Below are 16,393 nucleotides of genomic sequence, written 5' to 3' on the forward strand. Positions count from 1 at the left end.
TCATGAAAGTAAGAGCACAAATCGGCATGGTGCTGAATCTGGATAAGTGTATCGGCTGCCACACCTGTTCAGTTACCTGTAAAAACGTCTGGACCTCCCGCGAGGGGGTCGAGTACGCCTGGTTCAACAACGTGGAGACCAAACCCGGCGTTGGTTACCCCAAAGAGTGGGAAAACCAGGACAAGTGGAACGGCGGCTGGAAACGCCACAACGACGGTTCCCTGACCCCGCGCCAGGGTGGCAAGCTGCGAGTGTTGGCGAATATTTTCGCCAACCCGGACCTGCCGGAGATTGACGACTACTACGAACCGTTCGACTTCGACTACCAGCACCTGCACAAGGCTGGCGAGAGCAAGCATCAGCCTGTAGCTCGCCCACGCTCGTTGATCACTGGTCAGCGCATGGAGAAAATCGAGTGGGGCCCAAACTGGGAAGAAATTCTCGGTACCGAATTCGCCAAGCGCCGCAAGGACAAAAACTTCGACCAGATTCAGGCGGATATCTACGGCGAATTTGAAAAGACCTTCATGATGTATCTGCCGCGTCTCTGCGAGCACTGCATCAACCCTGCCTGTGTCGCCTCTTGCCCAAGTGGTGCGATCTACAAGCGTGAAGAAGATGGCATTGTGCTGATCGACCAGGACAAGTGCCGCGGCTGGCGGATGTGTGTCAGCGGCTGTCCGTACAAAAAGATCTACTACAACTGGAAAACCGGCAAGTCTGAAAAATGTATTTTCTGCTACCCGCGTATTGAAGCCGGTCAGCCCACGGTCTGCTCGGAAACCTGTGTTGGTCGCATTCGCTACCTCGGCGTAATGCTCTACGACGCGGACCGCATTAAAGAAGCGGCATCGGTTCCCAACGACAAGGATCTGTACCAGGCGCAGTGTGACATCTTCCTGGACCCATATGACCCAGAGGTTCAGGAAGCCGCCCGCAAAGAAGGCATTCCCCAAGCCTGGCTGGACGCGGCACAAGCATCACCGGTGTACAAAATGGCCATGGACTGGAAAGTCGCTCTGCCACTGCACCCGGAATACCGGACCCTGCCGATGGTGTGGTACGTACCGCCACTGAGCCCGATCCAGTCTGTAGTAGAGAGCGGCAAGGTGCCAATGAACGGGGTATTCCCCGATATCGACGCCCTGCGAATTCCGGTGAAATACCTCGCCAACATGCTCACTGCGGGTGACGAAGCCCCGGTGGTGAAAGCCCTGGAACGGATGATCGCGATGCGCGCTTTCAAACGCGCCCAACAGGTGGACGGCGTAGAAGCCCTCGACGTACTGGAAAAAGTATCGCTGAGTACTGCCCAGGTTGAAGAGATGTACCGCTACATGGCGCTGGCTAACTACGAAGACCGCTTTGTGATTCCAACCAGCCACCGCGCCTATGCAGAGGACGCCTACGACATGAAATCCGGTTGCGGCTTCAGCTTCGGCAACGGTTGCTCCAGCAGTGGCAGCGATATGTTTGGCTCCAAACAGCAGACCGTGCGCCACGTCATCCCAGTGGAAATCCAGGACTAGGAGTTAACGATGAAAATTCTCAAAGTTATTGCCCGGTTGCTGGATTACCCCACCGAGGAGCTGATCCAACACCGTCAGGAAATCACCGATTTTATTCTCGGTGATAACACGCTTGATGACAGCCAACGCTCTGCGCTAAGCGATTTTGTAGCCAGCTTCAGCGCAGAATACCTGCTCGACAAACAGGCCGATTACGACGGCCTGTTTGAGCGCGGGCGCTCGCTGTCACTGCTGATTTTTGAGCACCTGCACGGCGAGTCCCGCGATCGCGGCCAAGCCATGGTGGATCTGCTCAGTCAATACAAAACAGCAGGGCTGGATATCGGTGTGCGTGAGTTACCGGACTACATTCCCCTCTACCTTGAATTTGCATCCACCCAGGGCGAAATGGCCGTTGGCTGGTTGCAGGATATCGCACCGATTCTGGCACTGCTGGCGGTTCGACTTGAACAGCGCGACAGCACCTATGCAGTGCTGATGCACAGCCTGTTGCAATTGTCTGAAGCCGATATTGACCTGAGCGCCCTGCGCCAGCAAGTGTCGGAAGAGAAACGCGACGACACCCCCAAGGCACTCGACAAGGTATGGGAAGAAGAGGCCGTCACCTTTGGTGGCGATGCAGTGAATGGTGGTTGCCCAACCAGCCGCCAGCGCCCCAGCGAGACACAACGCCGCGACCAGGAATTTCCCCTGCAGTTTTTCGATGCCGCGCAACCCCAAACATCTGGCTCTGAGTTGAGGAATTAATCATGGCTTTCTTGGACAACTTTCTCTTTGGCATTTACCCGTACATAGCGGGCGCTGTGTTTCTGCTCGGCAGCCTGATCCGCTACGACCGCGAGCAGTACACCTGGAAAACCGGCTCCAGCCAGATGCTCCGCAGCAAGAACTTCCGTATTGCCAGCGGCTTCTTCCATATCGGTGTCATCACCATTCTGCTGGGCCATTTTGCCGGGCTGGTGATCCCCTACGAAATCTGGCACGCCTTTGGCGTTACCGTCGAAGCCAAGCAGATCATCGCTATGGGAGTTGGTGGACTGTTTGGTGTGATCTGCTTTATTGGCCTCACCCTGTTGGTTTACCGCCGCCTGTTTGACCCGCGTGTTCGCGCCACCAGCACCCGTATGGATATCGCGATTCTGCTGCTGCTCTATGCCCAGTTAATTCTGGGGCTGATCTCCATAACCGTATCTTCCGGTCATATGGACGGTGCGGAAATGCTCAAGCTGATGAACTGGACCCGCCATACCATTATCTTCCAGCCCACCGAAGCAGTTGAGTTTATCAGCGAAGTACACTGGATCTATAAAGCCCATGTGGCACTGGGTATGACGCTGTTCCTGCTGTTCCCGTTCAGCCGCCTGGTGCATATCTGGAGCGTTCCTGTGAAGTACATTCGCAGAAACTATCAGGTTGTTCGTCAAAGAGGTTAATCACACCGCCCGGGCTGCATAGCGGCTCGGGCTGTTTGTGACAGGAGTTTGTAATGAGCCTTACCGATACCCCGGAAATCCGCGTTAACGGCCAGTTGATCAGCCCCGCAATGATCGATGCCGAAGTTCAGTATCACCCCGCAGAAACCCGCCGCGAAGCAATGATCCAGGCAGCGGAAACCCTGATTATTGGCGAACTGTTTCGGCAGCGAGCCCAGGAAGTTGGACTTGCCTCTGCGTCCAGTTCGCCTTCCGAACTTGAAGAGCAGGCCACTTTTGATCAACTGGTAAATCAGGAAGCACAGATTCCCCAGGTGACCAAAGAGGAATGTGAACGCTTTTTTGAAGCCAACCCGGATCGATTCTGCTCGCCTCCCATTCTTGAAGTGCGACATATTTTACTGGCCGCCGACCCGCAGGATATCAACGAAAGGGCAAAAATCGAGCAGCAGGCAACAGCGTTAATCAACCAGCTTGAAAGTGGTGAAAGTACTTTTGCTGAACTGGTAACTGCTTACTCAGCGTGTCCTTCATCAGCCACTGGCGGCAGCCTCGGCCAGATTTCCAAATCCCAGACCGTGCCCGAATTCGAGCGGCAGGTTTTTGCTGCCAATGAAGGATTGATGCCCCGCCCTGTGGAAAGCCGCTATGGTTTTCACATTGTGGAAGTCGCTCGCAAAATTCCGGGAAAACCACTGCCGTTCGAAATGGTCGAGGCAAAAATCGCCAGCTACCTGCAAGAGAAGGTTAAGCGCAAAGCGACTTCCCAATACATTCAGCAACTGATTAACAATGCCCATATCGAAGGATTCTGGTTCGATGTGGAGTCATCACCACTGATGCAATAGGGATTGCCATGCCCCTGAAGGAGCTATTGGAAAACAACCAGCGCTGGGCGCAAGAGGCAAAGGAACAGGACCCGGCGTTTTTCACGCGCCTGTCGTCTATCCAGAAACCTGAATACTTGTGGATCGGTTGCTCCGACAGTCGGGTGCCTGCCAACCAGATTGTCGATCTCGCTCCCGGCGAACTGTTTGTGCACCGGAACATCGCCAATCAGGTAGTGCATACCGACTTCAACTGCCTGGCTGTGGTGCAGTACGCCATTGAGGTACTGCGTGTTCAGCACATTATCGTCTGTGGTCACTATGGCTGCGGAGGCATTAAAGCCTCCATGGGGCACGATGAATACGGTGTAGTCGACAACTGGCTGCGCCACATCAAAGACATCAGCTTTGCCCATCGACAGGAATTGGAAGCGATACCGGAAAGCCAGCGTGTTGATCGTTTGTGCGAGCTGAATGTTATCGCCCAGGTGCAAAATCTCTACCGCACCAAAGCTGTCCAGTACGCCTGGGATCGTGGTCAGGTACTGGGTATTCATGGCTGGATCTATCGAATTGACGATGGACTTATCAAGGATTTAAACGTCACTGCCACTTGCCGGGAAGATGTAGAAGACATCTACCAGCTTTATCCAACGGAAAGGGGAAACCGTCCCCATGCCAACCACTAGGGCCTGCTCACACTAATTGAATGCTTACTGTTGTGTCTAAAAAAGTGCCAATCAAGGCATGAGGAGAGTAGTTTGGTCATTCCAAATAAACGACGAATAACACAGAGTGGCGCTTTTTTAGACACAACCCGAAGGGCTGATGCCATTTTTTCGCCCAGCTGCGTTATCAGTCGCTTATGTAGAGCAACTACACAGCGCTCTTTCTGCCTTGCTGGCCAAAAAAATGGCCTTCAGCAGTAAACATTCAATTAGTGTGAACAGGCCCTCCAACCCCTTCCGTGCCAAATGGTCTGCTCAAGGGCATATGTTATGTCTCGGCCACTGGGAGATTTCATACCGCGGCATTCATCTCTGTCTGCCGGACGCAGTGGCAGAAGATCATATGAACACTCGAGGAATTTTCAGCTGGCTTTTTCCTGATGATGAAGAGTTTTTGGAAGGTGAACCACTGGATGTCTGGCTACTGAATAACGGTAACTGGCTGTACGATCTGTTCTCTGAGGAAGGTATTCCCTTTGACGAGCAGCATGCTCGCTGGTTTTACGAAGCGGTCAATGCCCAGGACTGGCGCTGTGGAAGCTGTGGTGGCTGCCTGTAATTGGCAGCCCTTTGGGTTGCATATCAGGCGCTAAACGCGGGATCCATCATGGGCAATATGGAATAAGACTCGATACCCAGATCCGTATTTACTCCACTTAGCAGTACTCTCTGTACCGCCAGACCTTGCTCATCCAGAGATTCAGGGCGGGAGAGCTTAACGCGACGAGGTTCAAACAAATCGCCCTCTTGGTCGTGAACGATATTGGCAACAGGCATTTCACCTGCCTTTTCTGGTGCTGAGACAACTGCGGCAACCGAACCATTCAGCAACTCCACCAGTGTACCCGGCGGGTAAGGGCCAATCATATTGACAAAGTTGACTGCCAGCGCCGCATCAAAGCGCTTGCCACGGGATTGGTAGATCTCCCGCAGTACCGCTTTTGGCGGGATAGCCTTGCCACCCATACTTCCACCAGCCAATATCTCATAGGTAGATACGATGGAAATCATGCGGGTAAAACGGTCGATCTCGGCACCTTTTAATCCTTTCGGATAACCTTTTCCATCAAGCCTTTCATGGTGATGCAAGGCGGTGCGCATTACAAAATCGCTCATCTCTTCGCATTCCTGAAGCAAGTCGTGCCCCGCCTCGGTATGCATACGATAGAACTCTTGTTCCGCCTCAGTCATTGTGTAGTTGGACTTCAACAGATGAGGCGGAAGCCTGCACTCACCAATATCGTGAAACAGCCCGCAGAGACCGATCAGCTCGATTTCCACATTGGACAGCTTCATATACTTGGCTAATGCAATCGCCAAAATAGCGGTATTGATTGCGTGCTTTGCGCGTTTGCCCGCTACTGGCTGCAGCCGGGTCATCCACAACATGGCATTGTGGTTGCGGTCCAGACTAGAGCCAATCTCACGAATGATATTTTTGGCCTGGGGCAGATCAATCACCCCGGAATCACGAGCACCGGTAAAGATAGTGCGCACGCCCTCTGAGGCATCAAGGTAAATTTGTCTGGCAACCGAATGCTCGAGATAAACGGAAACCTCACAAACCGGCAAGCCCAGATCGGGGATATTTTTGTCTGGGCCCGAATCGTTTTTCTGCGACTCTTTTTTGCTTTTTGCCGATTTTTTGGGGCCATCAGGCGAATCATGATCGCGATCGACCACTGCCGCATAGCCACCACGAACATGAACACTTCGAGCAGGGTCTATCCACACGTAGTTGCAGCATTCGGCCAGCTGCATGATTTCACGCATTTCAGTAAGTGCAAAGCCTTGAACAATAAAGGGGGTACCCAACCAGGGACGATCAAGTTCAGCAACGTACATCCCGAGCTTCAGCTCGTCTATCGCCACTCGCTTCAGGTCGGTGCGCCTTTGAAAGGAATGGGTCATCATACGTGTTGATCCTCAACTTATCCGGTCTCGTTCCGGACGCATTACCAGAACAACTGCCGAGCAGTTATTGTTCATGAATGCCCAGAAGTCATTGTTTTTATTGCTGATAGCACCGTTCGAAAGGCGCAAGCTTGATTATCATGCACCAGCTTTTCTGCAAAAATCTGGTATCTGTTCACGCTATCCAATGAAAGTAGTCTGCTACCCCCAAAAAAGGACGATTTTGGTATAAAATGCGCGCCTTTGTTATCCGTCCAACGACTGGACTTCTTTTAGAGGCTCTTGCACATGCAACACGATCACTTTGGCCGTCGCCATATTGGCCCGGACGCTGCTCAAACCGAAGCCATGCTGGCCGCCCTGGGCGTATCCTCTCTGGATCAACTGATTGCCCAGACCGTTCCTGCGAACATCCTGAAAAAGGATGCCCTGGAACTGGATACCGGACTGACCGAGCAGGAAGCACTGGCCGAGATCAAGGAAATTGCCAGCAAGAACCAGGTATTTACCAGCCTGATCGGTACCGGCTACTACGACACCATCGTTCCACCAGTGGTGCTGCGCAACGTTCTGGAAAATCCGGGTTGGTACACCGCTTACACCCCATACCAACCAGAAATCTCCCAAGGTCGTCTGGAAGCCCTGCTCAACTACCAGCAGATGGTGATGGACCTGACCGGCATGGAGATCGCCAACGCCTCCCTGTTGGACGAAGGTACTGCCGCTGCTGAAGCAATGGCCATGACCAAGCGTCACCTGCGCAAAAACAAGAGCAACACCTTCTTTATCGATGCAGACTGCCACCCGCAGACCATCGCCGTAGTAAAAACCCGCGCCGAGCACTTCGGCTGGGACATCGTTCTGGGCAACCCTGAGACTGACCTGGCCGATCTGGAGTTCTTCGGTGCCCTGCTGCAGTACCCAACCAGCACCGGTAAAGTGATCGACATCGCCCCGATTATCGAAACCATTCATGCCAAAGACGCCCTGGCCACTGTAGCCGGCGACCTGATGAGCATGGTTCTGATGAAGCCTGCTGGCGAAATGGGTGCCGACATCGTTGTTGGTTCCAACCAGCGCTTTGGTGTACCTATGGGCTTTGGTGGTCCACACGCCGGTTTCTTCGCCTTCCGCGACGAGTACAAGCGTTCTTCACCGGGCCGCATTATCGGCGTTTCCATCGACAGCCACGGCAAGCAGGCACTGCGTATGGCCATGCAAACTCGCGAACAGCACATCCGTCGCGAAAAGGCCAACTCCAACGTTTGTACCGCCCAGGCACTGCTGGCGATCATGTCCCAGTTCTACGCTGCGTATCACGGCCCGGAAGGCCTGAAAGCCATCGCTGGCCAGATTCACAGCCTGACCAATACTCTCGCCGCTGGCCTGCAAAGCCAGGGCTTCACCCTGCGTCACAAAACCTGGTTTGACACCATCACCGTTGAAGTGGGCGACAAGCAGGACAAAATCATTGAGCGCGCCGAAAGCCAGCGCATCAACCTGCGCCGCGTAGGTACTGACGCCATCGCCATGAGCCTGGATGAAACCAGCACCGAAGGCCTGGTAATGGACCTGCTGGTGGTGTTTGGCGCAGAAGAACCCGCTCTTGCAGACAATGCTGCATCCGGCATTCCTGCCGAATTGGTTCGCACCAGCAACTTCCTGACTCACGACGTATTCAACAGCTACCACAGCGAAACCGAAATGATGCGCTACATGCATCGCCTGGAAGCCAAGGACATCGCCCTGAACCTGTCGATGATTCCACTCGGCTCCTGCACCATGAAGCTGAATGCTGCCGCCGAGATGATTCCGGTAACCTGGCCCGAATTTGGTGACATGCACCCGTTCGCTCCAATCGAACAGGCTGCCGGTTACACCGAAATGTTCGAAAGCCTGCAAAAAATGCTGGAAATCTGCACAGGTTACGACGCCATCTCCCTGCAACCTAATGCTGGCTCTCAAGGCGAGTACGCCGGTCTTGTAGCGATCAAGAAATACCACGAGAGCCGCGGCGACGATCAGCGCAATGTTTGCCTGATTCCAAGCTCTGCTCACGGCACCAACCCGGCCTCTGCCCAGATGGTGAACTACAAGGTAGTGGTAGTGAAGTGCGACGAAAACGGCAACGTTGATATCGCTGACCTGCAAGACAAATGCGAGAAGCACAGCAACGAGCTGGCAGCGATCATGATCACCTACCCGTCTACCCACGGTGTGTTTGAAGAGAACGTTACCGAGATCTGCGATCTGGTGCACAAGCACGGTGGTCAGGTTTACGTGGACGGCGCCAACATGAACGCCCTGGTTGGCCTGGCCGGCCCAGGTGCATTTGGCGGCGATGTATCGCACCTCAACCTGCACAAAACCTTCTGTATCCCGCACGGCGGTGGTGGCCCAGGCATGGGCCCGATTGGCGTAGGTGCGCACCTCAAGCCATTCCTGGCCGCGCACCCGGTACAACCGGTTCCCGGTACCGATCTGGCCAACGGCACTATTTCTGCCGCGCCTTGGGGCTCGGCGTCCATCCTGCCGATCAGCTGGATGTACATTCGCATGATGGGCCGTGAAGGTATGCGCAGGGCCACCGAAATGGCGATCCTCAACGCCAACTACCTGGCCAAGAAACTGAGCGATCACTACCCGGTTCTGTACACCGGTAAAAACGGCTTTATCGCCCACGAGTGCATTATCGATATCCGTCCGCTGAAAGAAGCCACCGGCATCTCCGAGGAAGATATCGCCAAGCGCCTGATGGACTTCGGTTTCCACGCGCCGACCATGTCGTTCCCTGTAGCGGGCACCTTGATGATCGAGCCAACCGAATCCGAGTCCAAAGCCGAGCTGGACCGTTTCATTGAAGCGATGATCACCATCCGCAACGAAATGACCAAAGTACAAAACGGCGAATGGCCGCTGGATAACAACCCGCTGGTGAAAGCACCTCACACCATGGACGATGTACTGACCGCTGAATGGGATCGTCCATACAGCCGCGAAGTAGCGGTTCGTCCGGCAAGCTGGCTGAAAGGCCACAAGTACTGGCCAACCGTTAACCGTATCGACAACGTATACGGTGACCGCAACCTGATCTGCAGCTGCCCGACTATGGACAGTTACAGCGAAGATGCTTAATCGCTAACCACAAAAGCGATTATCTAAAAAAGCGGGGCCAATAATAGGCCCCGTTTTTTATTGGTGAAAAACCAAGCTTTCAGTTTCAACAAAAGGTCATTGCATTATCAATGCAACTATCCTTTATGTCACTTCACTGAGGAAGATTGTGCCTGGGCTTTCCCTGAGGTTTTCTGCTTCTCACGCCAGGCAGCAAATGCCGCTTTTTCTTCCGCCAGCTGCTTGTCTCTTTCACGAGCTGCCGTGGCGGCCACTTCACTGGATTTTTGCTGCTCTTTAAACTTCCGCCAACGCTTGTATTGCTCTGCCTTTGCCGGATTTGGATCCTCATAACCGGTCAGCCAAAAACTGAACCAATCCACATTCTGCTCCTGCATAGCCAGCCGTTCCCAGGGTTTGACCAGGTTATGTGGCGCAGCCATCAACATAACCATTTCAACCGGCTTTTCCTGGCGACGAAGCATGGCGTAGACATCAAACCAATGCATGACCTGGCCAGTGTTGTGCTGCTGCATGCGGATCGGTGTTTTCACTCGATCCAGGTGCATAGATGGATCCTGGGAAACCCAGCTCTCCAAACCTTCACCCCATGGTTGCGCATTATAAAATGGCTCAATATAGGCCATACCACCCAACTGCAGACCATAAAAACTACTGTACCCCCACAGTGTCATGTTAAACGCATCTACAATGTTTGCTGCAGCAAAATCATAATCCGAAAACGTGACGATATGCTGCACTTCGTGACCGGTCGCGCTAAAGCCTTGCAGCCCTACCTTATTGCGCAATATCAACCCATCCTCGTCCATCTGGTCAATGAGTGCCTCAATACCCGACTGGAGGACCATACGGGAAAAATATGGAGGGACAGGCTTGTCGGGAACCTGAACTACTATCAAATCTCGATTAACCAGTGCCTGGGCCGCATAACCGCCAATCATACCCGGACCTTCAATCAAAAATTGATGCTTATCAAAACCATGGGTCTGGATTACCAGAGGGTAGCGCTTGCCTGCCTTGTAATTCGGCGGATAGACAATACCCGCTTCCCATTCGATTTCATTCTTATCTTTCCAACGGTAAACTTCAGTTTCACCAAAACTCAGCTCACGAAATTGGGGGTTTAAATCGGTGACAATCCTTTCATTTCCAGTTACTGCATCGCGAGCCAGCAAGTTGGGCGGGACATTCAAATCTTCTGCCACTTCCACCATCAAACGCTGCTCCGGCATAACCTCATTAGAAAAAGCTTTCCACTGCCCCTCTATTTTCTGGTAGTGGTTTACCTTCCGTCCGGATTCAATGCTTACAATGCCCTCAGAAGAGACTCCGAGATAACTAAACCCTTTGGATAGATCACCGTCTAACCGATGCTCCATAACCGTCGTGATTTTTTTACTATCAAGGTGGTACTCAACAGTCGCAGGCACTTGACGTCGATTCTCCAAAACCTGTGGATCCTTTACATCAAGGGGCAAAAAAGTATTAGCGACAATCACTGTCTGGTCATCCAACCAGTGAACACCAAACTTATATCCACCCAACAAATATCCCGAAGGTACCGGAGAACCAAAGAGCGGACGCTCTTCACCACTATCCAGATCTACCACCACATATTGAAAAATGGATGTAAGCTCGTCACTACCTTTCCTTGAACTGTAAGTTACATTCCAATAATCGCCGAAATTGGGGTATTCCTCTGGCCAGCTTTCCTGTAATTCGTTACGAAGCAGTTCACGTGTGGCAATAATTTTGTTTCCACTTGGGGAAAAATACACATCGTCATACCAGAGGCGCTCCGCCACACTGAATTCAAGTGGCAAGGCTTTAGCCGGTTTGCCCGGTCGCTGAACGTAGTAATGATGCCTGTATGGAATCGGCCGCTTGGGTTTATGCAACTCGTTAAGATCTCTCGCACTGGTTATAGAAACGCCTTTTTTATCCACAATGAAATATTGAGCATTCAAATTTTCAGCATCTACACGATCAGCAGGTGTACTCTTGCGCTTGTCTGGCGCCGATTTAATTTTTTTATCATCTGATTCACTGGAATGTGAGGCCTTATTCAAAGGTTTTCTCGCCGTATACAACAGAGTACCATTTGAGTGAAGCTCAAAAGCCACTATCCTTTCGGGGTGCGAAGTCATTCGCTCCAGCTTCTTGCTTCGAATATCCAAGGTGTATACCTGAGGCCCCAATTCAGGGTCATCCTCACCAAGAAAGGCCAGGGTTCGATTGTCAGCCAACCAGCGTAAGTTGTTGACCGCTCCGCTATTTGACCCGGAGGAGAATGTAGCACTGAAAAATGGCTTCGGACGCCTTACCCCCACATCCTTAGCTTTCGAAGAGTGTGCCACATCTTCTACGGACTTCAGTGAAGAAGTGTTTTTATCACCATTTTCCGCCGCATTAACATAGCTCAAAACTTCAGACGTACTATAAACCTGCAAATCAAAGTCATTTTTCCCTGATTCAACATTCGGCTTCCTGACGACTATCACGAAATACTCGCCATCAACAGAAAACGTTGGTCGAGACATTGACCTTACAATGGCATCAGTAGATGCATCAGGGTGCGCCAGAGTTGCCATGGACACTGCATCCGCGGCAGTTAACCGGCGAACCGTATCCTTCGCCTCCGCATGTATGCTTAGTAATGTCAGGACTCCCAGAAGTAGCCATTTTGAAACAGAAAACACCATATTGATTCCTTGAGAATATTTATGGAAATATATTCGTCGAACTCCTTTTTTAAAGGTATTCGAAATATCTATTGTTGGAAACATGATTAAAACTCCTCCAATTAAGTTTCCGAATACTTTTTTAAATTAAAAAAGCATTCGATTTCAGGTTACATCATAAAAATTACTTATTTGAAAAATTACGGTAAAACTCACAGTTTGAGTTAACCCACACCTACACCTTCCAGAACAACCAAAAATCCCCTCTCAGCTTCAGGTAGCACAAAAAAACACATAAAAAACAAATCAGGAAGCCACTTTCGATGGAGGCGTTAGCTCGATAAGCTTGGCGCCACGCAACTCCAATACACGATCTGCTGATCGAACAGTTTCGTGCCGATGGGCAACGATAATCCGGGTTATATTCAGTGCCTTTATTGCAGAGTTCACCACTGACTCCGTCATTGAATCCAAGTGACTGGTAGCTTCATCCAAAATCAAAATCTTTGGCTGCCTATAGAGGGCACGCGCCAGTAGTACGCGCTGCTTTTGGCCGCCAGAAAGACTACTGCCCATATCGCCAATTAGGGTGTTGTACTGCATGGGCATTTGTTCAACGCTCCGATCAATCGCTGCCAACCTGGCACATTCGAAAATTCTGTCTCTGTCTGGATTTGGATCAAAAAAAGAAATATTGTCCGCAATCGAACCAGATAACAGTTGATCATCCTGGGTTACTGCGGCGATATTGCGTCGATAATTAGCCAGACCCACCGAAGAAATATTTTTTTCATCCACCAAAATCTCACCTTCCGTGGGCGTTAACAATCCGAGCAATAACTTCAGGAATGTTGTTTTTCCACAGCCGGAAGGCCCCACTATCGCAACTGACTCTCCAGCATGAATGGTAATATTCAGATCTTTAATTATGTGTGGCAGACCCTCACCATAGCGATACGATAAATTTCGGCTTTCTATTGCTCCATCAATCACACAGGTCGATAGCGGCTGATCATCCAGATTCGGTTCTTCTTCAGTAAGAGCGATATCTGACAAGCGACTAAGGTGTAATTCCAGCATTTTGAACTCAATACCTTTTTCAATAAGCCCAAATGCCTTGCCAATAAAATTATCTTTGTAAGCAACAAAGGCCATTAACATGCCGATTGACATAGCATTGTCAAAAATCTGCATTGAGCCAAGGTATAACACCGCGAGGGTTTCAACGCCTGCAAGAGTGGCATTAATTACACCAAAATGAATATTGAGTTTTTTCAGTCTTATTCCGACATTGATGGTATCGGCAAAGTAGTTCTGCCAAAGGCTCAATCGGTCATTTTCCCGTCCGAATATTTTAATACCCTGCACCGCTCGAACCGATTCCATAAAATTGGAATTCTGTTTTGCCGCCGCCACAATCGATTCTTCAGACAAAGACCTCATGGGTCGGTACATAGCAATTCGCACCAACGCATAGAACACAACCGCAGCCAGAACCACAAAGGTTAGCAACGGGCTGTACACAAACATCATGATTAGTGTCAACAGCATCATAATGCCGTCCACTAATGCGGCAATTAATCCGGTGGTTAATAATTTTTGTATTGTAGACAGTGAACCAAACCGGGATACGATATCCCCTATATGTCGCTTACCGAAATAATCCCCTGGCAATCGCAATAAATGCCTGAACATAGATACACCGAGCTGAAAACTCAGCATATTCCCCAAGTGCATTACGACGTATTCTCGAAGCGTGCTTGTGGTAATGCGCATAATCATTAGCATCGAAAAACCAATTGTTAGCACCTTCAATAATTCTAGGTCACGGCCGACAACCACATCATCTATCACCAATTGTGAATAATATGGCGCAGCAATGGTGAACAACTGCAATAACAGAGAGACAAGCAATATCTGAAGTAGCGCACGTTTCAAGCCAACTGTTTTACGAAAAAAACCGCTTAACTTAAGCTTCCTGCTATCTTCTTTTTCTTCAAAATCTGACGTTGGCGTCAGCTCCAGAGCCACTCCTGTAAAATGTCTGCTCACTTCGGACAAGGGTATATAGCGAACCCCCATGGCAGGATCGTGAATTGTAATTCCCTTTTTGTCTGCGGATTTTAATACTACAAAATGGTTTAAATCCCAATGCAAAACACAAGGCATCTTCAATTCAGGAATTTGCTCAAGCTCCAGCCGTAAAGCCCGGCAAGCGAATTGCAACTTGCTTGCCATTTGCACCAACAATTCGAGGGTCGTGCCCTGCAAAGAGGTGGCGTACCGGCCTCGCAAAGTACCTAAATCAACTTTATGTCCATAATAATTGCAAATCATGGCCAGACACGCATGACCACATTCTGCTGCCTCAGACTGCAAAACAACGGGAAGTTTATTACTGCTGAACAACAGGATTTTGCTTATATCCGCCGCCATGTCACACCCTTCCCTGCAGGCTGTACAGGGGATCAAGTAACCACTCCCATAACGTGCGCTTGTCCAGTACGATATCTGCCTCAAGTAAAATCCCAGATTCCAGCGGGTATTTTTCACCATAGGCAAACACAAATTGCTGATCCAGCTGAACCACTACCTTGTAAACAGGCTCCTGCACTCCCAGCGGATCGTGAGTTAATTCATTTGGCGCGTAAAGGGACTTGGCGATATCCAAAATCTCCCCCCCGTAAAGGCCAAATCTCTGAAAGGGGAAAGCCTCATACCGAAGCTTGACACTCTGCCCAGGCTTGATAAAACCAATGGCGCGGCTCGGTACATATATCACCGCTTGCATAGTCGACCCTTCGGGAATGATTGCTGCGAGGGGGGTCTTCAGCCCCGATGGAGCTCCCTCTGAAACCTGTATACCTGTTACCACACCACTTCTGGGTGCTTTAATCACCTGCCTTTTATCAGCTTGATTCCTTAGTATTCGTTGATCAATTTCGTGCAACTGATGCTGAACATCGGCAGTACGTTGATCTACCGAATTGTCAATTTGCGCCAATTCGGCCTGATAGTCTGACAACTGAGAACGCCCTTGCAGCAATTGCTGATCAATCTTCAAAAGCTGTTTTTTCTTTTCGAGATAGCTTTCGTGATAGCGTAAATATCTAGCTTGAGAAATCAGCTTTTTTTCCACAAGGACCTTATAGTCATTTTGTGTCTTCTCAGCCATATCCTGACTTTCCAGATAAAGTTTTCGTTGATCTTCCAAGTGCACCAGCTCATCCCTGGAAGAAGCAATCTTGTCTTCAAGACGTTTTTTTTCAGACTTTCGAAATTCTTCTAATTTCGCCACCTTTTTCTCAAGATTTAACCTTTCCTGTAGAAGGGTCGCTCCCAGCCCCTCCAAAACAAAACCACTTTCACCAATATAATTATCCGAATACACGGAAAATAGCGGTTCGTCCTTAACTACCCTGTCACCATTCCGAACATGAATCCTCTCAAATACCCCAGGGGTGAACGAAAATATTTTCGTAACCCCCTTATCCGGACAGACATACCCTTTCACCGATTCTTTTCGCTGATAATCGAACGAACATAAAAACACACAAACAACAACTACAAACGTTACAATCGCACCGGTAAAATATTTGAATCTCAGCGGTGGAATCAGGAGGCACTGCCCCAGCAAACCTTCTTTTTTAGCATCCAGAACTTCGTCCCGAAACAGAGTTTTCTCTTCCTTTCTCACAGCTCAATCCATTCAACGATCAAAACTCAAAAAAGGGAGGCAGTTAATGCCTCCCTCCCAGCACTAACAACTTACTGTGACATATACCACTGATAAACTTCTGAATGTGCGTAATAACTGGTTAATTGCATATTATTGCCGTAGTCATTTGCACTGTAGCTCTTGTAAAAGGATGCGCCAGTTACTTCATGCTGCGCAAAAACCTGCCATCCTTGATCACTACCCATATTCCAATAGACAAACCAGGCGTCATTATCACCATCGAGATCAATATCATCCCAATGGGTATCCGGATTCCACATATCCCCACCAGATACAACGGCCACTTCAGAAGATGATAACTCTCTCATTCCTGGCTGTTTTTTTTCTAACTGCATAGTAGTTTCCTTAACTATATTTTCTAACGTTAAACCGAATCGCAAAATCCATTTATTGATCCAGCGCTTTAC

12 protein-coding genes are annotated in these 16,393 nt (G+C 50.2%); 7 read left to right on the forward strand and 5 right to left on the reverse strand.

From position 1 onward, the window contains the following. The first annotated feature begins 2 nt into the window (after positions 1-2). From narH to QP938_09935, 6 genes are all read left to right on the forward strand, one after another. Positions 3-1,529, forward strand: coding sequence for a nitrate reductase subunit beta (gene narH, locus QP938_09910; GenBank protein ID WIO73607.1), 1,527 nt, complete (start codon positions 3-5; stop codon positions 1,527-1,529). A 9-nt stretch (positions 1,530-1,538) separates the two neighbouring features. Continuing rightward, the gene (gene narJ / locus QP938_09915; GenBank protein ID WIO73608.1) at positions 1,539-2,276 is read left to right on the forward strand and encodes a nitrate reductase molybdenum cofactor assembly chaperone; all 738 of its coding nucleotides are present in this window, start codon (positions 1,539-1,541) and stop codon (positions 2,274-2,276) included. 2 nt (positions 2,277-2,278) lie between these two features. Further along, on the forward strand, positions 2,279-2,962 hold the full coding sequence (narI, locus tag QP938_09920; protein WIO73609.1) for a respiratory nitrate reductase subunit gamma: 684 nt from the start codon (positions 2,279-2,281) through the stop codon (positions 2,960-2,962). Between the two features lie 53 nt (positions 2,963-3,015). Next, complete coding sequence (locus QP938_09925) at positions 3,016-3,810, forward strand: peptidylprolyl isomerase (GenBank protein ID WIO73610.1); 795 nt, start codon at positions 3,016-3,018, stop codon at positions 3,808-3,810. A gap of 8 nt (positions 3,811-3,818) precedes the next feature. Continuing rightward, complete coding sequence (gene can / locus QP938_09930) at positions 3,819-4,478, forward strand: carbonate dehydratase (GenBank protein WIO73611.1); 660 nt, start codon at positions 3,819-3,821, stop codon at positions 4,476-4,478. A gap of 382 nt (positions 4,479-4,860) precedes the next feature. Next, positions 4,861-5,076, forward strand: coding sequence for a hypothetical protein (locus tag QP938_09935; GenBank protein ID WIO73612.1), 216 nt, complete (start codon positions 4,861-4,863; stop codon positions 5,074-5,076). 23 nt (positions 5,077-5,099) lie between these two features. Here QP938_09935 and QP938_09940 read toward each other — a convergent pair whose 3' ends face one another. Next, positions 5,100-6,431, reverse strand: a complete 1,332-nt coding sequence (locus QP938_09940) for a DUF3391 domain-containing protein (protein ID WIO73613.1) — start codon at positions 6,429-6,431, stop codon at positions 5,100-5,102. A 288-nt stretch (positions 6,432-6,719) separates the two neighbouring features. Between QP938_09940 and gcvP the strand changes: the two genes are divergently transcribed. Then, positions 6,720-9,566 (forward strand): aminomethyl-transferring glycine dehydrogenase, encoded by a 2,847-nt coding sequence (gcvP, locus tag QP938_09945; GenBank protein ID WIO73614.1) that lies wholly within the window; start codon positions 6,720-6,722, stop codon positions 9,564-9,566. A gap of 128 nt (positions 9,567-9,694) precedes the next feature. On the opposite strand, the gene QP938_09950 is transcribed toward gcvP, so the two are convergent. From QP938_09950 to QP938_09965, 4 genes are all read right to left on the reverse strand, one after another. Next, positions 9,695-12,157, reverse strand: coding sequence for a hypothetical protein (locus tag QP938_09950; GenBank protein WIO73615.1), 2,463 nt, complete (start codon positions 12,155-12,157; stop codon positions 9,695-9,697). Between the two features lie 396 nt (positions 12,158-12,553). Next, positions 12,554-14,683, reverse strand: a complete 2,130-nt coding sequence (locus QP938_09955; GenBank protein ID WIO73616.1) for a peptidase domain-containing ABC transporter — start codon at positions 14,681-14,683, stop codon at positions 12,554-12,556. 1 nt (position 14,684) lies between these two features. Next, entirely contained in the window at positions 14,685-15,944 is a 1,260-nt protein-coding gene (locus QP938_09960; protein WIO73617.1) for an HlyD family efflux transporter periplasmic adaptor subunit, read from the reverse strand. A 71-nt stretch (positions 15,945-16,015) separates the two neighbouring features. Beyond that, positions 16,016-16,321, reverse strand: a complete 306-nt coding sequence (locus QP938_09965) for a hypothetical protein (protein WIO73618.1) — start codon at positions 16,319-16,321, stop codon at positions 16,016-16,018. Positions 16,322-16,393 lie beyond the last annotated feature (72 nt).

The organism is Porticoccaceae bacterium LTM1 (assembly GCA_030252795.1).
GTDB lineage: Bacteria > Pseudomonadota > Gammaproteobacteria > Pseudomonadales > Porticoccaceae > SCSIO-12696.